The sequence below is a fragment of the Kitasatospora sp. NPDC091276 genome (assembly GCF_040684355.1).
Taxonomy (GTDB): Bacteria; Actinomycetota; Actinomycetes; order Streptomycetales; family Streptomycetaceae; genus Kitasatospora.
The window spans coordinates 1-21,518 of sequence record NZ_JBFBFU010000053.1 but is presented as its reverse complement, the minus strand read 5'-3'; the positions used below and the strand labels follow the sequence as shown (position 1 = coordinate 21,518).

At 73.3% G+C, this 21,518-nt stretch carries 20 protein-coding genes; 15 read left to right on the top strand and 5 right to left on the bottom strand.

What is annotated here, in order from left to right:
* Positions 1-21 precede the first annotated feature (21 nt).
* Together glmS and AB0O19_RS36780 are read right to left on the bottom strand one after the other, a co-directional pair.
* Positions 22-1,848, bottom strand: a complete 1,827-nt coding sequence (gene glmS, locus AB0O19_RS36785) for a glutamine--fructose-6-phosphate transaminase (isomerizing) (RefSeq protein ID WP_363625947.1) — start codon at positions 1,846-1,848, stop codon at positions 22-24.
* 99 nt (positions 1,849-1,947) lie between these two features.
* Complete coding sequence (locus AB0O19_RS36780) at positions 1,948-2,223, bottom strand: hypothetical protein (RefSeq protein WP_063350341.1); 276 nt, start codon at positions 2,221-2,223, stop codon at positions 1,948-1,950.
* Positions 2,224-2,426: 203 nt separating this feature from the next.
* Between AB0O19_RS36780 and asnB the strand changes: the two genes are divergently transcribed.
* From asnB to AB0O19_RS36760, 4 genes are all read left to right on the top strand, one after another.
* Positions 2,427-4,277 (top strand): asparagine synthase (glutamine-hydrolyzing), encoded by a 1,851-nt coding sequence (gene asnB, locus AB0O19_RS36775; protein WP_363585840.1) that lies wholly within the window; start codon positions 2,427-2,429, stop codon positions 4,275-4,277.
* A 239-nt stretch (positions 4,278-4,516) separates the two neighbouring features.
* Positions 4,517-5,635, top strand: a complete 1,119-nt coding sequence (locus AB0O19_RS36770; RefSeq protein ID WP_363625945.1) for a hypothetical protein — start codon at positions 4,517-4,519, stop codon at positions 5,633-5,635.
* A gap of 161 nt (positions 5,636-5,796) precedes the next feature.
* Positions 5,797-7,221, top strand: coding sequence for a pyridoxal-dependent decarboxylase (locus AB0O19_RS36765; RefSeq protein WP_363625943.1), 1,425 nt, complete (start codon positions 5,797-5,799; stop codon positions 7,219-7,221).
* Positions 7,222-7,297: 76 nt separating this feature from the next.
* The gene (locus tag AB0O19_RS36760; protein ID WP_363625941.1) at positions 7,298-7,819 is read left to right on the top strand and encodes a hypothetical protein; all 522 of its coding nucleotides are present in this window, start codon (positions 7,298-7,300) and stop codon (positions 7,817-7,819) included.
* Positions 7,820-7,915: 96 nt separating this feature from the next.
* On the opposite strand, the gene AB0O19_RS36755 is transcribed toward AB0O19_RS36760, so the two are convergent.
* The gene (locus tag AB0O19_RS36755; RefSeq protein WP_363625939.1) at positions 7,916-8,650 is read right to left on the bottom strand and encodes a DUF2306 domain-containing protein; all 735 of its coding nucleotides are present in this window, start codon (positions 8,648-8,650) and stop codon (positions 7,916-7,918) included.
* Between the two features lie 411 nt (positions 8,651-9,061).
* On the opposite strand from AB0O19_RS36755, the gene AB0O19_RS36750 reads away from it, so the two are divergent.
* The 5 genes from AB0O19_RS36750 to AB0O19_RS36730 all read left to right on the top strand — a co-directional run bounded on the left by AB0O19_RS36750 (position 9,062) and on the right by AB0O19_RS36730 (position 13,507).
* On the top strand, positions 9,062-9,553 hold the full coding sequence (locus AB0O19_RS36750; protein ID WP_363625937.1) for a hypothetical protein: 492 nt from the start codon (positions 9,062-9,064) through the stop codon (positions 9,551-9,553).
* A 79-nt stretch (positions 9,554-9,632) separates the two neighbouring features.
* Positions 9,633-10,442 carry a class F sortase gene (locus tag AB0O19_RS36745; RefSeq protein ID WP_363625935.1) on the top strand — a complete coding sequence of 270 codons (810 nt, stop codon included), beginning with the start codon at positions 9,633-9,635 and terminating at the stop codon, positions 10,440-10,442.
* A gap of 175 nt (positions 10,443-10,617) precedes the next feature.
* Positions 10,618-11,502 carry a hypothetical protein gene (locus AB0O19_RS36740; protein ID WP_363625933.1) on the top strand — a complete coding sequence of 295 codons (885 nt, stop codon included), beginning with the start codon at positions 10,618-10,620 and terminating at the stop codon, positions 11,500-11,502.
* Complete coding sequence (locus tag AB0O19_RS36735) at positions 11,499-12,299, top strand: response regulator transcription factor (RefSeq protein WP_363625931.1); 801 nt, start codon at positions 11,499-11,501, stop codon at positions 12,297-12,299. The genes AB0O19_RS36740 and AB0O19_RS36735 overlap by 4 nt, the downstream gene beginning before the upstream one ends.
* Entirely contained in the window at positions 12,296-13,507 is a 1,212-nt protein-coding gene (locus tag AB0O19_RS36730; protein ID WP_363625929.1) for a HAMP domain-containing sensor histidine kinase, read from the top strand. The genes AB0O19_RS36735 and AB0O19_RS36730 overlap by 4 nt, the downstream gene beginning before the upstream one ends.
* Before the next feature lie 116 nt (positions 13,508-13,623).
* Here the strand turns inward: AB0O19_RS36730 and AB0O19_RS36725 are convergent, their stop codons facing one another.
* Complete coding sequence (locus AB0O19_RS36725; RefSeq protein ID WP_363625927.1) at positions 13,624-13,872, bottom strand: hypothetical protein; 249 nt, start codon at positions 13,870-13,872, stop codon at positions 13,624-13,626.
* A gap of 292 nt (positions 13,873-14,164) precedes the next feature.
* On the opposite strand from AB0O19_RS36725, the gene AB0O19_RS36720 reads away from it, so the two are divergent.
* From AB0O19_RS36720 to AB0O19_RS36695, 6 genes are all read left to right on the top strand, one after another.
* Positions 14,165-14,869 (top strand): GNAT family N-acetyltransferase, encoded by a 705-nt coding sequence (locus AB0O19_RS36720; protein ID WP_363625926.1) that lies wholly within the window; start codon positions 14,165-14,167, stop codon positions 14,867-14,869.
* A gap of 261 nt (positions 14,870-15,130) precedes the next feature.
* Positions 15,131-16,393 (top strand): MurT ligase domain-containing protein, encoded by a 1,263-nt coding sequence (locus AB0O19_RS36715; protein ID WP_350886666.1) that lies wholly within the window; start codon positions 15,131-15,133, stop codon positions 16,391-16,393.
* 46 nt (positions 16,394-16,439) lie between these two features.
* Positions 16,440-17,168, top strand: a complete 729-nt coding sequence (locus AB0O19_RS36710) for a glutamine amidotransferase (RefSeq protein ID WP_363589322.1) — start codon at positions 16,440-16,442, stop codon at positions 17,166-17,168.
* Positions 17,169-17,523: 355 nt separating this feature from the next.
* Complete coding sequence (locus AB0O19_RS36705) at positions 17,524-18,549, top strand: 6-phosphofructokinase (RefSeq protein WP_350886672.1); 1,026 nt, start codon at positions 17,524-17,526, stop codon at positions 18,547-18,549.
* 124 nt (positions 18,550-18,673) lie between these two features.
* Positions 18,674-19,672: a 2-hydroxyacid dehydrogenase gene (locus AB0O19_RS36700; RefSeq protein WP_363625924.1), complete on the top strand. Its 999-nt coding sequence runs from the start codon at positions 18,674-18,676 to the stop codon at positions 19,670-19,672.
* Positions 19,673-19,762: 90 nt separating this feature from the next.
* Positions 19,763-19,891 (top strand): hypothetical protein, encoded by a 129-nt coding sequence (locus tag AB0O19_RS36695; protein WP_363625922.1) that lies wholly within the window; start codon positions 19,763-19,765, stop codon positions 19,889-19,891.
* A 263-nt stretch (positions 19,892-20,154) separates the two neighbouring features.
* Here the strand turns inward: AB0O19_RS36695 and AB0O19_RS36690 are convergent, their stop codons facing one another.
* Positions 20,155-21,363, bottom strand: coding sequence for an IS4 family transposase (locus tag AB0O19_RS36690; RefSeq protein ID WP_363625920.1), 1,209 nt, complete (start codon positions 21,361-21,363; stop codon positions 20,155-20,157).
* Between the last annotated feature and the right edge of the window lie 155 nt (positions 21,364-21,518).

Genomic DNA, 21,518 nt, shown 5'->3' with positions numbered 1-21,518 from the left:
CCGTCACTTCTCGGAGGCGCCCTACTCCACCGTCACGCTCTTCGCCAGGTTGCGCGGCTTGTCGACATCGCGATCGAGGGCCACGGCGGCGTGGTAGGCGAGGAGTTGGAGCGGGATGTTGAGCAGCAGCGGGTCGAGCTCGGGCTCGCTCTTGGGGACGAGGACGCAGTGGTCGGCGAGCTTGTCCTCGGGGCGGCGGTGCGCGATGGCGATCACGCGGCCGGAGCGGGCCTTGATCTCACCGAGGGTGGTGAGGTTCTTGTCGAGCAGTTCGTCGTCCGGGACGAGTGCGACGGTGGGCAGTTCGGGGCTGATCAGCGCCAGCGGACCGTGCTTCAGCTCGCTCGCCGGGTAGGCCTCGGCGTGCACGTAGGAGATCTCCTTGAGCTTCTGCGCGCCCTCCCGGGCGACCGGGTAGCCGCGGACCCGGCCGATGAACATCATGCCCGCCGATCCGGCGTACTCGGCGGCGAGTTCGGCGATGGCCTCGGTCTGCGCGAGCACCTCGCGGATCTGGTCCGGCAGCGCCTTCAGGGCCGCGACGATCCGGCGGCCGTCTGCGGGCGACAGGTCGTGGATGCGGCCGAAGTGCAGGGCGAGCAGCGCGAAGGCGACCACGGTGGAGGTGAAGGCCTTGGTGGAGGCGACCGAGATCTCCGGCCCGGCGTGCAGGTACATGCCGCCGTCGCACTCGCGGGCGATGGCGCTGCCCACGGTGTTGACGACGCCGAGCACCCGGCCGCCCTTGCGCTTGATCTCCTGGACGGCGGCCAGCGTGTCGTAGGTCTCGCCGGACTGGCTGACCGCGATGTAGAGCGTGTCCGCCTCGATCACCGGGTTGCGGTAGCGGAACTCGGAGGCGGGCTCGCTGTGCGCGGGGATGCGGGAGAGTTCCTCGATCAGCTGGGCGCCCATCTCGCCGGCGTAGTAGGCGGATCCGCAGCCGAGGATCTTCACCCGGCGGATCTCGCGCAGCTCCCGGGCGTCCAGGTTGAGGCCGCCGAGGTGCGCGGTGGAGAAGCGCTCGTCGAGCCGGCCGCTGAGCGTGCGCTCGACCGAGCCGGGCTGCTCGTGGATCTCCTTGAGCAGGAAGTGCTCGTAGCCGCCGGTGTCGTAGGAGTCGATCTCCCAGTCCACGGTGGACGGCTGGTGGTGGGTGGTGCGGGCGTCGGTGGTGAAGGTGCGGAAGCCGTCGGCGCGGACGGTGGCCAGCTCGCCGTCCTCCAGGTGGACGACCTGGCGGGTGTAGCGGACGAGGGCGGAGACGTCGGAGGCGACGAACATCTCCTTCTCACCGAGGCCGAGCACTATCGGGCTGCCGTTGCGGGCGGCCACGATCCGGTCCGGCTGCTCGGCGTCGAGCACCGCGATGCCGTAGGTGCCGACCACCCGGCCGAGCGCGGCGCGCACCGCGTCCTCCAGCTCGACTCCCTCGCCGACGTGCGCGGCGATCAGGTGGGAGAGCACCTCGGTGTCGGTCTCGGAGCGGAACACGACGCCGTCGGCGGTGAGCTTGGCGCGCAGTTCGTCGGCGTTCTCGATGATGCCGTTGTGGACGACGGCGATCCGCTCGGCGCCGTCCAGGTGCGGGTGGGCGTTGGCGTCACTGGGCACGCCGTGAGTCGCCCAGCGGGTGTGGCCGATGCCGGTGCCGCCCTTGAACCGGGCCGGGACGGCGGCGGCCAGGTCGGCGACCCGGCCCTTGACCTTGCGGACCTTGAGCCCGCCGGTGCGCCCGGTGACGGCCACGCCGGCCGAGTCGTAGCCGCGGTACTCCAGCCGGGCCAGGCCCTCCAGCAGGAAGGGGGTCGCGTCCTTGGGGCCGATGTAGGCCACGATTCCGCACATGCGTGGTCTCCTCTTCATGAATGCCGTAAGTGCCGTAAGTGCCGTGAATGCCGCGAGTGCTGCGAATGCGCCAGTGCCGCGCCCCCGCCCCGGCAGCGCTCAGCCGTAGACGATCCGGCGCAGCTGGCGGGCCGAGAGCTCGGGTGCCGCGACCCGGCGGGCGGGGAGTTCCTCGGCGAGCCGGGTGAAGATCCGTTCGTTGGTCAGTCCGCGTGCCTGGAGCTCGCCGTGGCGGCGGCGGACGTACTCCTCGGTGCTCTCGGAGAAGTACGCCAGCACCTCCGCCACGACCCGCGCCGCCTCCCGGGGCCCGAGCGGGCTGGTCCGGGTGAGGTGGGCGAGGAGGTCGTCGTGAGGGTGGGGTGAGCTCGGCACGAGTGAGGAGCCTAGGCCGCGCCGCCTCCGGGGCCAAGAATCCTGCCCGAAATCGGGCAGACTTTACGACTTTCAGCTCAAACAACCAGTCACATCGTCCTCCCGAGCCCCTTCCGACCCCTTCCCGACGCACCCTTGTAGCCGCACCCTCCGACACGTAGCGTCATTTTCCGCATACGTAGCGGAAGACCGGAGGCTTGCTGATGTGCGGGATCACCGGATGGGTCGCCTTCAACCGTGACCTCACCGCCGAACGGGCCGTCGTCGACGCCATGACGGCCACCCAGATCTGCCGCGGCCCGGACGCCGGCGGCGTCCACCTGGAGCGACACGCCGCCCTCGGCCACCGCCGCCTCGCGGTGATCGACCTGGAGGGCGGCGTCCAGCCCATGACCGTCGAGCACGACGGCCGGCTGCTGGCGGCGCTCACCTACAGCGGCGAGGTCTACAACCACCGCGAGCTGCGCGCGGAACTGAAGGCGGCCGGACACCGCTTCCGCACCCGCAGCGACACCGAGGTCGTGCTGCACGCCTACCTGGAGTGGGGCGAGGGCCTGGCCGAACGCCTCAACGGGATGTTCGCCTTCGCGATCTGGGACGCCCGCAGCGAGGAACTGCTGCTGGTCCGCGACCGGATGGGCGTCAAGCCGCTGCACTACCACCTCACCCCCGACGGCGTGATCTTCGGCTCCGAGGTGAAGGCCATCCTGGCCCACCCCGCCGTCCGCCCGGTGGTCGACCTGGACGGGCTGCGCGAACTGCTCGCCTTCACCCGCACCCCGGGCATCACCCCCTACCGGGGCATCGTCGAGGTCCGGCCCGGGCACGTCGTCCGGGTCCGCCGCGAGGGCGTGTCGGTGCGCCGCTACTGGGCGCTGGAGGCGCGCGAGCACACCGACACCCTGGAGGCCACCGTCGCCACCGTCCGGGCCCTGCTGGACGACATCGTCCACCGCCAGCTCGATTCGGACGTCCCGCTCTGCTCGCTGCTCTCCGGCGGCCTGGACTCCAGCGCCGTCACCGCCCTCGCCGCCCGGGTCCTGCGGGCCGAGGGCGCCGGCCCGGTGCGCTCCTTCGCCGTCGACTTCGCCGGCCAGAGCGAGAACTTCCACGCCAGCGAGGTCCGGCCGACCCTGGACGGCCCGTACGCCCGGCTGCTGGCCGAGCACGTCGGGGCCGACCACAACGTGATCGAGCTGGACGCCGCCGCGCTCACCGACCTCGCCCAGCGGGACGCCGTCCTGCGCGCCCGCGACCTGCCCGGCGGCTTCGGCGACATGGACATCTCGCTGCTGCTGCTCTTCCAGGGCGTGCGCCGCCAGTCCACCGTCGCCCTGTCGGGCGAGTCCGCGGACGAACTGTTCGGCGGCTACCGCTGGTTCCACGACCCGAAGGCCGTCGCCGCCGACGACTTCCCCTGGGCGGTCTCGCTGACCGGCCTCGGCGGCCAGGGCACAGGACCGCGCGAACACCTGCTCGACGCCGGCCTGCTCGCCGAGCTCGACCTGCCCGGCTACCGGCGGGCCCGCTACCACGAGGCACTCGCCGAAGTCCCGCACCTGCCGGACGCCGATCCGCTGGAACGGCGGATGCGCGAGATCTCGTACCTCCACCTGACCCGCTTCGTCTGCATCCTGCTCGACCGCAAGGACCGGATGAGCATGGCCAACGGTCTGGAGGTGCGGGTGCCGTTCTGCGACCACCGGCTGGTCCAGTACGTCTTCAACACGCCGTGGGCGATGAAGCACTTCGACGGCCGGGAGAAGAGCCTGCTGCGCGCCGCCGTCCGGGACGTGCTGCCGGACGCCGTCGCCGACCGGGTGAAGAGCCCGTACCCGGTCACCGAGGACCCGCACTACCCGGCGCTGCTGCGGGCCGAGCTCGCCCGGCTCGCCGCCGAGCAGAAGTCCCCGGCGCTCGCCCTGCTCGACCGGCGGCGCCTCGCCGACGCGCTCGATCCGGGCACCGACCCGCAGTCCGTCCGGCTGGCCGTCGACTTCGCGCTCGAACTGCACACCTGGCTGACGGACTACCAGGTGACGCTGGACATCTGACGGCGGGCCGCCCCGGGCGGCGCGGCGGCCGCGACGGCGGGCCGCTGCGCCGTTCGGGTGATTGATCCGGGTGACGAATCCCGGGTGATCATCCGGAACCAACCCGCCGCGCCCGGGCGTCGGACGGTGCGGTAGCGTCGCCGACACCTCCCGAATGGCGGGCGATAACGCGGATTCCCGCCGGCGTGCCGTCAGGATGGGAGCGAACCGTCCACCTCGATCCGCCGGGGGATCACCTCATGCAACCGCGGGTATTCGCGATTCTCACCGCCCTGCTCCTGGGCGTCCTGGGCCTCGGGTCGGTGGCCGTCACCGACTGGTCGCCCGCGACCGCCACCGTGGCGACGACCCCGGCCGCCACCGCGGGCTCCGGCGCCGCCGCGCCCGGCGTCGCGCCGGCGGCCGCGAGCGCCACCCCGACCGGCGACCCGGCGGTGTGGACCCGCTCGACGCTGCGCAACAAGCTGATGGCCGAGATGGACGCCAGCGACCCCGGCGTCGCGCTCGCCGACCTCGACAAGATCACCAAGGAGAAGCCGTACACCGTGCGCTTCTGCCACCCGATCGCGCACGAGCTCGGCCACGCGGCGGTCAAGCGCTTCAACGCCGACTTCCAGAAGGTCATCTCCTTCCCGCACGAGACCTGCGCGGCCGGCTACCTGCACGGCGCGGTCGAGGAGATGCTCAACGCCTCCGCCCAGCCCGAGGTGGACCTGCTCAAGCTCTGCGCGCCCAAGAACACCGGCCCGTGCATCCACGGCGTCGGCCACGGCACCATGTTCGTCGCCAAGCAGGACGTCCCCAAGGCGCGCGAGCTGTGCAGCAAGTTCCCCAGCGACCAGAACAAGATCCGCTGTTCCGAAGGACTGTTCATGCAGCTCTTCGGCCCGGACGAGGAGGACGAGAAGGCCAAGGCGAACCTGCCCGCCGACAAGCTCGCCCAGGACCCGCTGTACCCGTGCAAGGACCAGCCGGCCCTGTTCCAGTCCGCGTGCTTCTTCTACGCCCCGACCTTCTACCTCTCCTCGCACGACTACCCGAACCACCCCGAGGTCTACGCCGACGCCCTCAAGTGGTGCCTCAACGGCAAGGCCAGCGGCGGGGCGACCGACTGCAGCCGCGGCGTCGGCTCGCGGACGATGAAGTACAACCTCGACCGCGAGGACTGGGCCGCCCAGCAGTGCGGCACCGCCGCCGACGGCTGGCAGCGCAAGGCCTGCGCCGAGGGCCTGGTCAGCTACTACACGGTGAACTACACCGACGACGGCGCGGCCGGCCGGCTCTGCGCCAAGATCACCGACAGGGAGATGCAGGGCTACTGCCGCTCCGCCGGCGGCCTGTCCAGCTCGCTCGACTGACCTCGCCCGTCCCACCGGGACCGACCGCCCCGTCTCACCTGGAGGGCCCGCGCCGCACGGCGCGGGCCCTTTCCGTAGGATCGGCCGACCGGTCCACCGGACCGGACGATCAGGGTGCGCCGAGGACGCCGCGCCTCCCCCGCCCCCGGAGAGCCGCCATCATGACCACCGAGGACTTCCGCGCCGCCGCGCACACCGCCGCCGACCTCGTCTCCGACTACCTCGTCGAACTGCCCGGGCGCCCGGTCTGGCAGCCGATGGACGACACCGCCCGCCGGGCCCTGCTCGACGCCCCGCTGCCCGCCGCCGGCCGCCCGCTCGCCGACCTCCTCACCGCCATCGGGCAGGACGTCCTCCCCCACCCGATGGGCAACGGCCACCCCCGCTTCTTCGGCTGGGTCAACTCCGCCCCCGCCCCCGCCGGAGTCCTCGCCACCCTCGCCGCCTCCGCCATGAACCCCAGCTCGGCCGGCGGCGACCACGCCGACGTCCACCTGGAACGCGCCGTGGTCCGCTGGATCGCCGAACTCGTCGGCTTCCCGCACCCGGCCGGCGGCGGCCTGCTCACCTCCGGCACCTCGATGGCCACCATCGTGTGCCTGGCCGCCGCCCGCAACCGCGCCGCCCGCCGGGCCGGCTGGGACGTCCGCGAGGACGGGCTGGCCGGCCTGCCGCCGCTGGTCGGCTACGTCACCGGCGAGACCCACTCCTGCGTCCGCAAGGCCGCCGAGCTCCTCGGCCTCGGCAGCCGGCACCTGCGCACCGTCGCCACCGGGCCGGACGGCCGCCTCGACCCCGCCGAACTGCGGGCCGCCGTCGAACGCGACCGGGCCGCCGGACTGCTGCCCTTCCTGGTCGTCGCCTCGGCCGGAACCGTCGGCACCGGCGCCGTCGACGACTTCGACCCGATCGCCGACCTCTGCGCCGAGCAGCGCCTGTGGCTGCACGTCGACGGCGCGTACGGGGCCTTCGGCAGGCTCGACCCGGCCATCGCCCACCGCTACGCCGGCCTGGAGCGCGCCGACTCCCTCGCCCTCGACCCGCACAAGTGGCTGGGCGTGCCCGTCGACTGCGGCTGCGCGCTGGTGCGCGACACCGAGGAACTGCGCGCCACCTTCAGCCTCGTCCCCTCCTACCTGCGCGACGAGGCGGCCGGCGCGCTCGGCTGGTTCTCCGAGTACGGCACCGAGCAGACCCGCCCGTTCCGCGCGCTCAAGGTCTGGGCCACCATCGCCCACAAGGGCCGCGACGGCATCGCCCAGGACATCGCCCGCTGCACCGCCATCGCCCGCCGACTCGGTGAACTGATCGAGACAGACCGGGAGTTGGAGCTGCTGGCCGAGGTCCAGACCTCCATCGTCGCGTTCCGCCACCGCACCCCCGGGCACGACGAGGCCATCGTCGACGCCCTCAACCGCGAACTCCCCGCCGCCGTCCAGCGGCGCGGCCGGGTCTTCGTCACCGGAGCCCGTCTCGGCGACCGCGAGATGCTCCGGGCCTGCCTGCTCAACGCCGCCACCACCGAGGCCGACCTGGAGCTCCTGCTCGCGGAGGTCAAGGCGGCGGCCGCGGACCTGCAACCGTAACGCGGGCCCGGCGACCTTAACCACCAGGTCACGGCGGGTTCGTGGACAGGAAACACCCGTCGGGCAGGGTGCTGTCATGGAGCAGACGGAGCACACGGAGCACCCGACCATGCAGCCGACGCCCACCCTCCCCCGGGCCCGACGACGCGGCGCCGGTACCCACCGTTGGCGCCGCGACAGCGTCGAACTCGCCGCCGTCTTCGTCTCGGTCACCGCGGCCGACCTGGTCGCCAAGATCGTCGTCCGCGGCCCCGACGGCCCGGTGGTCCTCGCCGCCGCCGCCCTCGCCCTCCTCTCCACCGCCCTCTTCCACACCTGGTGGTCCCAGCGCCACCACCCCCACTCCCCCGCGCCCCCGACGGCCCTGTGGCGCGTCCGCACCGCCGCCCGCAGCACCCCCGACGGCCTGGCCCGCGTCCACACCGCCCTGGCCGACCAGCACGTCGCCGTCCTCTCCCGCCAGCCCCACCCCCTCCCCGGCACCACCGTCGACGAGCTCTACCTCCGCGCCCCCCACACCCTCACCCCCACCGACCTCACCACCCTCCTCGCCACCGCCGGCCACCCCCTCCTCGACACCCCCACCCGCATCGGCTGACCGCGGCGCGACCACGGCGACGCGGCGGGCTCCCCAATACCGCTCCGCAGGAGGGGGTTCGACGCCCCTCCCGCGAGCCGGCCCGCCGCGTCCGGCTCAGGACCGCGGGGCGGCCGGAGTGAGACGGTAGGCGGGCAGGCCCCGGCGGCGGATGAGGAATTCGGCGACTATCAGGTTGGGCAGCCAGCTGAGGAACGGGACGGCGGCGTAGGCGTTGTCGAAGAAGCGCTCGCCGTCGACGTGCCCCTGGGCGGTGAGCGTCTGGAGGAGGATGAGGACGCCGAGCCAGGACCGGAGGGTGACGGCGGCGTAGGTGAGGGCGAAGCTGCGGATCATCCAGGCGCGGTGGCTCGGCAGGTCACGGTCACGGACGGCGCGGTAACCGCGCCAGGTGGTCCAGGCCCAGAGCAGGGCGAGCCCACCGAAGCCGAAGAAGCCGTTGAAGGCGGCCGAGTTGAAGAACGCCATGACGAACGCGGCCAGGGATCCCACCGCGACCCCGAAGACGTAGACGCGGCCGGTCCAGCGGTGGACGGCGGGGGATCGCCGGCGCAGCGCGGTGGAGAACTGGAACGGGCCGACCAGCAGCGCCAGCGCGGCCGTCACGATGTGGACGTAGAAGGTGACTTGGACGGCCGTCGGGCGCTCGGCGTAGGTGGCGGACACGCCGCCCTTCGACGCGGTGATGGGCAGGCCGGCCTGGGCGTACGTCCCCACGGCGTACCCGACGATCGCGAGCGAGGTCAGCAGGACGACGGTCCAGCGGACGCGCCCTCCCCTCCTGCTCGTCGGGGCGGGGGCGGTCGCGGCGCGGGCGGCGGTACTGGTCATCGGTGACCCCGATCGGCTGGAGGTGGGACGGCATCACGTGCACGGTGCGCGTCGCGCGGTCGGCCGGCGCTCTGCTCGCGGCGCCCACCACCACCCCGGAACTGGGGCCTACCACCACGCTGTTCGAACCGCAGCCAGTGTGGCCGGGCCCGCGGCCCCGGGCCATGGAGCGGCCCCCCGGGCCGGGAGGGGGGTTACCCCCACGACCCGACGCGGCGTCAACCGGACGGCCTCCCACTGCGCAGGCACCGCCGCCGCCACCCCGGCCGCAACGGGCCCCGGGGTTCGTTACGCAGCCGATGGGCGGCCGTGACACGACCGGCCGGGGACCGCGACACGGGCCTCCTACCGTCATGGACGACGCACCGGCCGCCCCGGCCGGGAGGCGTCCATGACGAAGGAGAACACCGTATGAGCAGGAGCCGTACCCACCGCTCCCCCGCCCGCCGCGTGCTGGCCGTCTGCGCCCTGACCGGCGGCGCGCTGCTGACCGTCGTCACCGGCGGACAGGCCTTCGCCGACGGGACCCCGTCCGCCACGCCTGCTGCGGGTGCCGGCGTGTCGGCCACCCCCACCTCGACTCCCAGCCCGGCCCGGCCGGCCCCGGCCGCCCCCTCGGTCGCGGGCAAGGACGCCGCTGTCACGCCCACCGCGAAGCCCAGCGCGCAGCCCGTCGTCAGTGGCGCGCCCACGGCACAGCCCGCCGCCGGTGGCGCCGGGGTCTCCAGTGACGGCAAGGCCCAGGTCCGTGAGGTGCCCAAGGGCGCGGCCCAGGCCGGCGACGGATCCGGCGAGACCGACAGCAACGGCCTGATGCTGGCCGGTGGCGGGGCCGTCGCGGCCGTCGGCGCCGGTGCGCTGGGCTTCGCGATGCTGCGCCGCCGCTCCGGTGCGCGCGGCTGACACCGGCCCCGAGTCCGCCGGGCACCCCGGCGCCGTTCCCCCGCCCTTGACCGGGCGGGGAGGCGGCGCCGGGGGCCCGGTGGGTACCGGGGCCCCGGCGGGCGGCGGGCAGCCCGACAGCACGCCCGGCGCCGACGGGCCGGCCCGCCACGGCCGCCCGCGCGGTGGCCGCAGCCGGCGGCGCCGCAAGGCCTCCCCCGGCCCGGGCACACTGCGCCGGACGGCGTTCGGTGCGGCGGGCCTGGCCTGCCTGGTCCTGGGCACCACCGTGGCGTTGTCCGGCCAGCAGACCCCGGTGGTGCGGGTCGAGCCCTCGGTGCACGGCAGTACCGACAACCCGGCGGCCGCGCCCTCGGGAGGCCCCGGAACCGCGGGGACCACAGGGACCGCCGGGAGCCCGGCCGGTGCGCCGAAGCCGTTCGCCGCCTCGGCGCCGACCCGGCTGCTGGTCCCGGCCGCCGGGGTGGACGCCCCGGTGACCGGCCTCGGGCTGAACCCCGACGGGACAGTAGAAGTGCCGGCCGCCGACCGGGCCGACGAGGTCGGCTGGTACCGCAACGGGCCGACGCCCGGGGAGGCCGGCCCCGCCGTCCTCATCGGGCACTACGACACCGCGCACGGCCCGGCGGTCTTCCACGGCGTGCCGAAGCTGCGGCCGGGCGACCTGATCCAGGTGCGGCGCGCGGACGGCAGCACCGTGGACTTCAAGGTCCGCTCGCTGCTCCAGGCCGCCAAGGACCGCTTCCCGACCGAAACGGTCTACGGTGACACTCCCGAGCCCGCTCTCAGGCTCATCACCTGCGGCGGGCGGATCGGCTCGGACGGGCACTGGACGGACAACATCATCGTCCTGGCGGACCTGGCCGGTCCGGGCGGCGCGACCGGCTGAAGCCGCCGCGCCGCCCCGGTCGTCCCGGCCGTCGGGTCGTTTCGACTGTCGAACCGGCGCGGCGGCCGGGACGGCGGGACGGGAACCACCGACCGCCGTCCACGCGACCTACCACCGAAGCCGGTGCGGGGACGAACCGGCGCATCGCCGCAGACCAGGAGGACGAGCACCGACCGTGGCAGCAGCATCCCCACCCCGCCGCCGGCCCGTCGCCGTGCCGGTGGCGGCCCTCGCCGCCCTGGCCGTCCTCGTGACGCTCGCGGCCCTGGCCCTCGGCCGTGCCACCCCCGGCGGGCTCCAGGACCACGGCGCCACCCAGCCGGTGGCACCGCCGCTGGTGGCCCAGCCGCTCTGGCCCGACCTGGCGGCCTCCCCGCCGCCGCGCCCTCCCGCCACCGGAGCCGGGGCCGCCACGCAGGCCGCGCCGCAACCCGTCCCGGACGTGACCGTCCCCGGGCACGACATCAGGACGGTCGACGTCCGCACGGTGCTCGCCAAGGACTCCACGGTGGGCCCGGAGGAGCGGCGCGCCCTGGACTCCTGCCCCGCCTGCGACATCCGCAGCCCCGAGTTCCGTGACCTCACCGGCGACGGGCGGGACGAACTGGTCGTCGCCGTCGTCACCCCCGGGCCCGTGGTCCTGCACGTCTACCTGCTGGCCGACGACCGGCTGCTGCCCATCCTCCAGGTCGAGGTGCTGAAGGGGTTCAGCGCCGCGACCGTGGGATCCGACCTGTGGCTCTACGAGCCCACCGGCGCGTTCGTCCGGACCAGCAGCCACTACCAGTGGGACGGCGTCCGGCTCGGCCTGCTGGAGCGGAAGGTCGAGGACACCGGCCCGATCGCCGGCCCGGGCGGCGGACCCGCGAACGGCAGCGCACAGACGCCCACCAGCACGCCCAGCGCCGGCCCCGCCGTCTCCCCGCACGACGGCCGCGCATCCGCCCAACCGAAGCCCGCCATACCCGAGCCGGGCGCCGGCGCGGGCGTCTCCTCCCCGAGGACGGCCGTCCCGGTCCCCATCCGCCCGCCCTCGGCTCCCTCGGAAGCGAAGCCATGAACCCCCCAGCCGCGCCCGCCCACCCGCACATCCTGCTCGTCGAGGACGACGAGGTGATCCGGGAGGCCACCCGGATGGCCCTGGAGCGCTACGGCTTCCCGGTCACCACGGCCGCCGACGGCCTGGAGGGCCTGGAGGCCTTCCACGCCGTGCGCCCCGACCTCCTCCTGCTGGACGTCATGCTGCCGCTCCTCGACGGGGTCGGCCTCTGCCGCCGGATCCGGGAGGAGAGCCAGCTGCCGATCCTGATGATGTCGGCGCGCACCGACCCGGTCGACGTGGTGTCCGGTCTGGAGGCCGGGGCGGACGACTACGTCGTCAAGCCCTTCGAGAGCGCCGTGCTGGTCGCCCGGATCCGCACCGTACTGCGCCGGGTGCGGGTGGTCCCGGCCGAACCCGCGCTGCCCGAGGAGCCGGTGGACCCCGCCGTCCCCGTCGCAGCGCCTGCTGCCGTTCCCGCCACCGCCGTCCCCGTCACCGCCGTTCCCACGGACGCCCCCTCCCCCGCGCTGCGCAGCTTCGACGGCATGCAGGTGGACACCGACAGCATGGAGGTGCGCGTCGACGGCCACCTCGTCCCGCTCACCCCCACCGAGCTGCGGCTGCTGCTGGAGTTCACCGCCGCGCCCGGCATCGTGCTGGAGCGCTCCACCCTGCTGGAACGCGTCTGGGACTACGACTGGGGCGCCGACACCCGGGTGGTGGACGTCCACGTGCAGCGGCTGCGCGCCAAGATCGGCTCCGGCCGGATCGAGACCGTCCGCGGGTTCGGCTACAAGCTGCGGCGTCCGGCATGACCCTGCGCCGTCAGATCGCCACCGCCGTCGCCGCCATCGCCGTCCTGGTGGCGGTGGCCGTCGGCCTGCTGGTCCACCAGGCGATGATCCGTCAGCACGTGGACCAGGCCCGCGCCGCCGCGCTCGCCGCGCTCGGCTCGGCCGTGGACACCTACAAGCGCGGCGAGGTCACCGACCGGTTCGCCCTGGACGACCCGGCGCTGCCCGAGGGGCTGCGGACGCTCGCGGCCGGCGGCCGCGAGGGCTCGCTGCTCGCCGGCGGTCCGCAGGGCGAGTCGATGTGGGCGGCCCGACCGGTCCAGACCGGGGTGCTCTCCGTCCGGGTGGACTTCACCCAGGACCGGCAGGCGATCGCCGACCTCGACCGGATCATCCTGATCACCGTCGTCGCCGCGGTCTTCACCACGGTCCTGGCCGGCGTCCTGGTCGCCGATCGGATCAGCCGCCGACTGCGCACCGCGGCGACGGCCGCCCGGGGCATCGCCGCCGGCCGGACGGACACCCGGATCGGCGAGCTCGTCGACGGGAAGGACGAGGTCGCCGACCTCGCCGCCGCCGTCGACCTGATGTCCCGCACCCTGCACCAGCGGCTGGAGGACGAGCAGCGCTTCACGGCGGACGTCGCCCACGAACTGCGCACCCCGCTCACCGGCCTGGTCACCGCGGCCGAGCTGCTCCCGCCCGGCCGCCCCACCCAGCTCGTCCAGAACCGGGTACAGGCCCTGCGCTCGCTGGTCGAGGACCTGCTGGAGGTCTCCCGCCTCGACGCCGACGCCGAGATCCCGGACTTCGCCCCCGTCCCGCTGGAGCGGGCGGTGCGCCGCACCGTCACGCTCACCGGCCTGGAGGTCGACGTGGACGTGGCCGCCGACCGCCAGGTCCGCACCGACCTGCGCCGCCTCGACCGCATCCTCGGCAACCTGCTGATCAACGCCCACCGGCACGGCACCGCGCCGATCCGGCTGCACGTCGACGGCCACCGGATCACCGTCCGCGACCACGGCCCCGGCTACCCCGACGACCTCCTCGCCCGCGGCCCCCAGCGCTTCCGCACCAACGCCCCCGAACGCGGACGCGGCCACGGCCTCGGCCTCACCATCGCCACCGGCCACGCCCGCGTCATCGGCGCCGGCCTCACCTTCACCAACCACCCCGACGGCGGCGCCCTCGCCACCCTCACCCTGCCCGACGACCCGTCCCACCCCTGACCGCTCGACCGCAGCCGTGAGACATGGCCGCCGTGTGGCAGCCGCCGGAGCAGCGGCTGCCACACGGCGGCCGGGGCCTGAGGGCGGCCCCCGTACGGCCGCCGCTCAGTCGCCGCTCAGCTGTCGCTCGGCTGGACGACGCACGCCGAGTTCGCGAGCATCGACCCGAAGCCGCCGAGCAGCGTGGAGACGACAGCCTTGCAGGCGGCAGCCTCCTGGGGCGTCTTGGGCCCGTCGGCGGCGGCGGCCGGCTGGGCGAGGGCGATCGGCGCGGCCAGCAGCAGTGCGCAGCACGCCACGCCCAGTACGGACCGCTGCACGAGGGCGAGGGCGGACTTCTTCAGGAAGGACGACGGGAAGGACATGTGAGCCCCTTCGGGGGAGGTGGGATCGGCGAAAAGCCGAGCCATCCCTATCCGAAGGGGCTCACCCGTTCCCGGATTCTGCGCCATCCGTGAGCGTGTCCAGGTCAATGGTCAGGTCGGGGCCGGGCGATCGCCCCGGGCCCGTCGGCCACCCCGGTGCCCGAGCCCGGCCGAGCCCGGTCGGGCCCGGTCGGGCCCCCGAAACATGGTCACGCTCCGGAACCGCCCAGGTCATTCCTGCGTTCACGATCACGTAACCGGCCGGAAGCGCGGCGTCGGTAGCGTCGGCGGCATGACGGCATCACGCACTCGCCCCGAACGGCTCTGGCACCGGCCTTTCCGCAGGTCCGACCGCAGGTGCGCGGCGCCCGAGGGCCAGGCCGCCCGGCTGCCCGCGCTCACCGGGGGCCCGTTGCGGTCCGCCCGCCCGCACCCCCCGGTCGACCGGCCGCGAGCCGTGACGGACCCGGACCGGGAGGCTCCGTCCCGGCTGACGCTGGCGGACGGGACGGCGCTGACGCTGCGCCCCGCCGGACCGGCCGACCGGGCCGCGGCCCTGGCGATGCACCTCCGCTGCTCCCCCGCCTCGCTGCGGCTGCGCTACCACGGGCCGGTCCGCGACGCCGGCCGCTACCTGGACCACCTGCTGGACGCCCGGCACGGCCACAGCCTCGCCGCGACGGCCGCCGACGGGCGGATCGTCGCCCTCGGGCACCTGATGTGGGACGACGACGAGGCGGAGCTGGCGGTGCTGGTCGAGGACGCCTGGCAGCGGCGCGGACTCGGCCCGGCCCTGCTGCGGCAGCTGTCGGCGGCGGCCCGGGCGGCCGGTGTCACGACCGTGTACGCGGTGACCCACGCCTCCAACACCGGGCTGATCACCGCGATGCGCCGGCTGGCCGCGCCGCTGGACTTCCGGGCCGAGGACGGCACCCTGGTGATCACCGCCACGCTGGCCGCGGACGAGCCGGTCTCCTGCGCCCGCCCGGGCCGCTGATCTTTCCTTCACCACATCCTCACCCGGAACCCCGAGAGCCCGGAGAGCGTCCCAAGCAGCGAAGGCCCCCTCCGTACACCGTCTTCCCCGACGACCCGTCAGGACGCCCGAGGCGGCGCCTCCGGCCGTGTCGCAGCAGGCTGCCTGGGGTCCGGATCATCGAGCCGGGCGGCGGAGTCGGTAGGCTGGCCCCGTCCCCGCCGCCCGACGGCCCGTTGATTCGGACCCGGGTGGTGCCGCAGCAAGGAGGAACCACTGAGCATGGCAGGCACCGAATCGGAGCCCACAGGCGCACGCGACGCCTCGCTGCCGGCCCGCGCCAAGATCGCGGTCACGGCCGGTCGGGTCGCTGCCGCCGTGTCCCGCAAGGCCGGACGCGGAAGCGGCTCGGTGATCGGCGGCAAGGTCGCCCTGAGGCTCGACCCCGACCTGCTCGCCACCCTCGCCGACCACCTCGACGTCGTCCTGGTCAGCGCCACCAACGGAAAGACCACCACGACCCGCCTGATCGCCGAGGCGCTGCGCGCCGCCGGCCCGGTGGTCTCCAACGCCCTGGGCGCCAACATGCCGGCCGGCATCACCTCCGCCCTGGCCGGTGGCTCGGACGCCCGCTTCGGCGTGATCGAGGTCGACGAGAAGTACCTGGCGGGCGTCGCCCGCGACACCCGCCCCAAGGCGATCGCCCTGCTCAACCTCTCCCGCGACCAGCTCGACCGCGCCGCCGAGACCCGGATGATGGCCGAGAAGTGGCGCGAGGGCCTTCAGGACACCGAGGCCGTGGTCATCGCCAACGCCGACGACCCGCTGGTGACCTGGGCCGCCTCGTCCTGCAAGAAGGTGGTCTGGGTGGCCGCCGGGCAGGCCTGGAAGGAGGACGCCTGGTCCTGCCCCGCCTGCGGCGGTGTGATGCAGCGCCCCGGCGACGACTGGTTCTGCCAGGAGTGCGGCTTCCGGCGCCCCAACCCGCACTGGGCGCTCCAGGGCACCCACGTGATCGACCCGCAGCGCGGCGCCTGGCCGATCCAGCTCCAGCTGCCCGGCCGGGCCAACCTGGCCAACGCCACCAGCTCGGCCGCCGTCGCCGCCGTGTTCGGCGTCTCCCCGCAGGTCGCGCTGGAGCGGATGCGCTCGGTCACGGCCGTGGCCGGCCGCTACGACGTGGTCCAGTACCAGGGCCGGGACATCCGGCTGCTGCTGGCCAAGAACCCGGCCGGCTGGCTGGAGACCTTCTCGCTGATCGACGGCCCGCCCGCGCCGGTGATCCTGTCCGTCAACGCGCTCGACGCCGACGGCACGGACACCTCCTGGCTGTGGGACGTCGACTACGAGCGCCTCGCCGGGCACCCGGTGTTCGTGATGGGGCAGCGCAAGCTGGACCTGGCCGTCCGCCTGGAGGTCGCCGGACTGCAGTTCCACGTGGTGGACACGCTGGAGCAGGCCGTCCGGATGGCCCCGCCCGGCCGGATCGAGGCCATCGCCAACTACACCGCCTTCCAGCAGCTGCGGAAGGTCGTGGCCGGCTGATGCCGCGCCTGCAGCCCCATCTGATCGTGACGGAAGGCCTTCGAGGATGAGTGAGAGCAGCCTGCGCGTGGTCTGGGTCTACCCGGACCTGCTCAGCACCTACGGCGACCGTGGCAACGCCCTGGTCGTGGAGCGCCGGGCCCGCCAGCGCCATCTCAACGTGACCCGGATCGACGTCCGTTCCGACCAGGCGGTCCCCACCAGCGGCGACATCTACCTGATCGGCGGCGGCGAGGACCGTCCGCAGCGGCTCGCCGCCGAGCGGCTGCGCAACGACAGCGGCCTGATCCGGGCCTCCGAGAACGGCGCGATCATCTTCGGCGTCTGCGCGGGCTTCCAGATCATGGGCCACGAGTTCGTCAACGACCTCGGCGAGCGCGAGCCGGGCCTCGGCCTGCTCGACGTCTGGACCACCCGCGGCGACGGCGCCCGCTGCGTCGGCGACGTCCTCGCCGACGTCGACCCGCGCCTCGGCCTGCCGCAGCTGACCGGCTTCGAGAACCACCAGGGCGTCACCCACCTCGGCCAGGGCGTCCAGCCGCTGGCCACCGTGGTCGCCGGCCGGGGCAACGGCACCGGCGACGGCACCGAGGGCGCCTGGCGGGACACCGTGTTCGGCACCTACCTGCACGGCCCGGTGCTGGCCCGCAACCCCGCCGTGGCCGACATGCTGATCAAGCTGGCGCTGGACGTCAACGCCCTGCCGCCGGCCGACACCACCTGGTACGACGCGCTGCGCGCCGAGCGCATCGCCGCCACGACGCGCCCCGCGTAGTACGTCCGTCCGCCCCGACGCCCGGGTGCCCGCGATGCGGTCACCCGGTTCAGGGGCGGCCCCGGACGTACCACAATGGGGCTGCCTACTGCACACCCTCCTCGGCAGCAGGCTGCACTTTCCGCGCGGGGGCGCCGACGGCGCCGCTCCCGCGTCGGCTCCTGCCCGGCCGGACCAGGGGCCGTATGCTCGACTTCGCGGCCGTTTTCGGGCGTTCTGTCCGGATCGGCCGGTCCTTCACCCCGCGGCCACCTCCCCGCCACTCCGGCGTGGGAGCGCCCCGCTACGGTGACGGCTCGTCGTCCCAGCCTGTAGTCCGGCCGTTCCTCGGTTCTGCTCGGGAGTTGCAAAGCTAATGCGTATCGGAGTGCTGACCAGCGGCGGTGACTGCCCCGGCCTGAACGCGGTGATCCGTTCCGTGGTCCACCGGGGGGTGGTCGACCACGGCGACGAGATCATCGGTTTCCAGGACGGCTGGCGCGGTCTCCTGGAGGGCGTCCACCGGCCGCTCACCCTCGACTCGGTGAGCGGCATCCTGGCCCAGGGCGGCACGATCCTCGGCTCGTCCCGGGTCCAGCCCAGCCACCTGCGCGACGGCGTCGAGCGCGCCAAGCGACTGTGCGCGGACCTCGGCATCGACGCGGTGATCCCGATCGGCGGCGAGGGCACCCTGAAGGCCGCCAAGCTGATGAGCGACGCCGGACTGCCGGTGGTCGGCGTCCCGAAGACCATCGACAACGACATCGCCTCCACCGACGTCACCTTCGGCTTCGACACCGCCGTCTCGGTCGCCACCGAGGCGCTGGACCGGCTGAAGACCACCGCCGAATCCCACCAGCGGGTCATGGTCGTCGAGGTCATGGGCCGGCACACCGGCTGGATCGCGCTCAACGCGGGCATGGCGGCCGGCGCGCACGCCATCGTCGTCCCGGAGCGGCCGTTCCACATCGACAAGCTGACCGCCGTCGTCCGCGAACGCTTCGACCGGCAGAAGAAGTTCGCCATCGTGGTCTGCGCCGAGGGCGCCAAGCCCGAGCCCGGCACCATGCACTGGGAAGAGGGCACCAAGGACATCTACGGCCACGAGCGGTTCACCGGCATCGCCACCCAGCTCTCCCGCGAGCTGGAGCACCGACTCGGCAAGGAGGCCCGCCCGGTGATCCTCGGCCACACCCAGCGCGGCGGCACCCCGACCGCGTACGACCGGGTGCTCGCCACCCGCTTCGGCTGGCACGCCGTCGAGGCCGTCCACAAGGGCGCGTTCGGGCACATCACCGCGCTGCAGGGCACCGACATCAACCTGGTGCCGATCGCCGAGGCCGTCGCCGAGCTGAAGACCGTCCCGCAGGAGCGCTACCTGGAGGCGGAGACGGTCATCTGACCTCCCCCACCCCGTCGATGGCCCGGACCGCTACCGGTCCGGGCCATCGTGCGTCCGACGGGCGCCCCCGCGACGGCCCCGCTAGCGTGGCCGGTGAAGCGGACCACTCGCGGAAGGGCAACCGATGGAGATCCTCGCGTACGGGGTGCAGGCCGACGAACGGCCGCTGCTGGAACAGGCCTTCGCCGACCGGCACGGGCTGCGCTGCCTGAGCATGTTCCTCAACCGCGACACCGCCCCACTCGCCGCCGGCTACCCGGCCGTCAGCAGCAGCGTCAACGCCGTCCTCGACGCCGAGACCCTCACCGTCCTCGCCGCCGGCGGCACCGAGCTGATCGCCCAACGCTCCACCGGCTTCAACAACATCGACCTCGACGCCGCCGCCGACCTCGGCCTCACCGTCGCCCGCGTCTCCTACTACAGTCCCTACGCCGTCGCCGAACACGCCTGGACGCTGGCCCTGGCCGTCAACCGCCGGATCGTCCGGGCCGCTGGGCGCAGCCGCGAGTTCGACTTCCGCCTCGACGGCCTGCTCGGCCGGGACGTCCACGGGATGACGGTCGGCGTCATCGGCACCGGCAAGATCGGCGAGTGCTTCACCCGCATCGCGGCCGGCTTCGGCACCGAACTGCTCGGCTGGGACATCGCCCGGAACCCGGCCTGCCTCGACCTCGGCATGACCTACACCGAACTGCCCGAACTCCTCACCCGCGCCGACCTCATCAGCCTCCACGTCCCCCTGCTCCCCGCCACCCACCACCTGATCGACGCCGCCGCGCTGGCCCGGATGAAGGACGACGCCATCCTCGTCAACTCCAGCCGCGGCGGCCTCATCGACAGCGCCTCCCTCGTCGAGACCCTGCGCGCCGGGCGCCTGTCCGGCGTCGGCCTCGACGTCTACGAGGAGGAGACCGGCGTCTTCTTCACCGACCGCTCCATCGAAGGCATCACCGACGACGTCCTCGCCCGCCTCGTCACCTTCCCCCAGGTCCTCGTCACCAGCCACCAGGCCTACTTCACCCACACCGCCGTCGGCCAGATCATCGACGCCACCGCCCGCAACATCGACGACTTCGCCGCCGGCCGGACCAGCGAGAACACCCTCGTCCCGAGGGACTGCTGAACCTGAAAGCGTGATGTCGGATCCATTTACCTGACAGCTTCCGGATGGTTCCAGTAGCCCTGAGCTGTGAGATACGCGCAGGGCCGAGGGTTGACCGACGCCGAGAGGGCCACGCGGGAGCAGATCCGGCGGCAGACCGTGGAACGCGTCGAGGACGGGGAGAAGAACCGGGAGCTCGCTACCGCGCTGCGGGTGAGCGAGCGGTCGGTGGAGCACTAGCCTCAATACCAGTGACTTAAGAGTCTCAGGCCTTCGGTGCTTTGGCCGGAGGGTTGATCGGTGCCGTCCTGTAGTGCGGTGCGATGGTGACTGCTTCGGCGGGGTCGCGGGTGGGCTGGGGCCAGGATCGGTGTTCGCTGCGCTTGACGCCGAAGTTGGACATCTTGCGCTTGACGACGCGGGGGTTGGAGCGTTTGCGGCGGACGGGCAGGAGTCGTTCGGCTATTTCTCGGACGCCACCCGCTATGGCCGTGGCCAGGCGGTCAGGGGGAAAAGGCCGCCTGCGCTGCGACCTGGCGTCGTGCGAGGCGGAGGGTGCGGGTGAATGAGAGCCGGTCGGTGTCGACGTCCGCCTGGTGCGCGCTGTCGTGCATGAGCGAGCGGATGGCGTGGTGCACGAGCAGGTGGCCCCAGACCTCCTGTTCGACGCCTTCTGGCGAGCGGGAGCGCAGGACCTGGGCGGGGCCGCGCTGGTGGGTCTTGAGCTCGTCGAGGGCGGTCTCGATCTCCCATCGCTCGTTGTAAAGGGCCGCCAGCTCCGTTGCAGGGGCGGCCTCGTGGTCGAGGACGCTGGTGATCAGCCGGTAGGGGGCACTCTGGGCAGCGCGACCTGGGTCGTCCAGGGTGTACTCGATGACCCGCACCACGGTGGGATCAGCGCGTTTGCGGTGGTCGCGGGCGGCCACGATGTCCGAGAGATACGAACCATCGGGCAGTTCCTTCCGGACGGGCAGCACGGAGTGGGACCTGATGCGCCACAGCAGGTCCGCGCCGCCGGCCGAGGCCGCCCGCCACAGGTCCAGGCCCGCGAAGCCACGGTCGGCCAGGAGGAGGTCACCCCGTCCCAGGGCGCCGAAAAGCTCACGGGCAAGCACCGGTTCGGCGGTGGTGAACGGTCCGAGCGTCGCATGGGTGATCGCGTGTGTGCCGCACTCGGCCAACACGACCAATCGGACCTGCGGGAAGGCCGACCGCTCGCCTCGGTGCGTCTTCGGACGACCGAACCGGGCAGCGTTCTCCTCGCTGTCGGGGACGTCGAAGGTCGTTCCGTCGATCGCCATCACACGCCAACTCCTGTACCAGGCACCGGAAGTCGATGGCGTCGCCAGAGGCCTGGCCACCTCGGCGAACAGCGCCCTCAGTGGCTCCGGCCCAAGCTTGACCCGGGCACGCGAGATCGCCGCGGTGGTCGGCACCTGCCACGAGCCCGACCAGCGCCTGGCCCAGGCCAGGCCCTCGGTCAGCAGACGGGCAACCTCTTCATAGCCCTGCCCGGAGAACAGGCACATCGCCAGGACGAAGTAGACGACCACTCGGGGCGGCAATAGCCGCTGGCGCTGCCCGGACTTCCCGGTCTCCTCCACAATCCGGTCCACCAACTCCGGTGGGAACGTCCGTGTCAGCAGTCCGATCGCGATCCGATCCGACAGCCGCTCGTCCGTCGCCGGCTTCACCTGCCCAGGGCGTGGCATCCAGGCACCTCCTGGGCAGGCAGCCTACCAGTCAAGATCCTTAAGTCACTGGTATTGGCACTAGCCTCCGTGTTTCGGTTCGCGTCGGCTGATCTGGGGTGATCCCTGTGTCGAAGGTCGCGGAGCTGCCGTCGGATGTTGGGCATGCCGAGGGC

Bases quoted from the DNA above. Each gene is read 5' to 3' on its own strand.
- glmS (WP_363625947.1), bottom strand. From the start codon at position 1,848: ATGTGCGGAATCGTGGCCTACATCGGCCCCAAGGACGCGACCCCCTTC.
- asnB (WP_363585840.1), top strand. From the start codon at position 2,427: ATGTGCGGGATCACCGGATGGGTCGCCTTCAACCGTGACCTCACCGCC.
- AB0O19_RS36770 (WP_363625945.1), top strand. From the start codon at position 4,517: ATGCAACCGCGGGTATTCGCGATTCTCACCGCCCTGCTCCTGGGCGTC.
- AB0O19_RS36765 (WP_363625943.1), top strand. From the start codon at position 5,797: ATGACCACCGAGGACTTCCGCGCCGCCGCGCACACCGCCGCCGACCTC.
- AB0O19_RS36760 (WP_363625941.1), top strand. From the start codon at position 7,298: ATGGAGCAGACGGAGCACACGGAGCACCCGACCATGCAGCCGACGCCC.
- AB0O19_RS36755 (WP_363625939.1), bottom strand. From the start codon at position 8,650: ATGACCAGTACCGCCGCCCGCGCCGCGACCGCCCCCGCCCCGACGAGC.
- AB0O19_RS36750 (WP_363625937.1), top strand. From the start codon at position 9,062: ATGAGCAGGAGCCGTACCCACCGCTCCCCCGCCCGCCGCGTGCTGGCC.
- AB0O19_RS36735 (WP_363625931.1), top strand. From the start codon at position 11,499: ATGAACCCCCCAGCCGCGCCCGCCCACCCGCACATCCTGCTCGTCGAG.
- AB0O19_RS36730 (WP_363625929.1), top strand. From the start codon at position 12,296: ATGACCCTGCGCCGTCAGATCGCCACCGCCGTCGCCGCCATCGCCGTC.
- AB0O19_RS36725 (WP_363625927.1), bottom strand. From the start codon at position 13,872: ATGTCCTTCCCGTCGTCCTTCCTGAAGAAGTCCGCCCTCGCCCTCGTG.
- AB0O19_RS36720 (WP_363625926.1), top strand. From the start codon at position 14,165: ATGACGGCATCACGCACTCGCCCCGAACGGCTCTGGCACCGGCCTTTC.
- AB0O19_RS36715 (WP_350886666.1), top strand. From the start codon at position 15,131: ATGGCAGGCACCGAATCGGAGCCCACAGGCGCACGCGACGCCTCGCTG.
- AB0O19_RS36710 (WP_363589322.1), top strand. From the start codon at position 16,440: ATGAGTGAGAGCAGCCTGCGCGTGGTCTGGGTCTACCCGGACCTGCTC.
- AB0O19_RS36705 (WP_350886672.1), top strand. From the start codon at position 17,524: ATGCGTATCGGAGTGCTGACCAGCGGCGGTGACTGCCCCGGCCTGAAC.
- AB0O19_RS36700 (WP_363625924.1), top strand. From the start codon at position 18,674: ATGGAGATCCTCGCGTACGGGGTGCAGGCCGACGAACGGCCGCTGCTG.
- AB0O19_RS36690 (WP_363625920.1), bottom strand. From the start codon at position 21,363: ATGCCACGCCCTGGGCAGGTGAAGCCGGCGACGGACGAGCGGCTGTCG.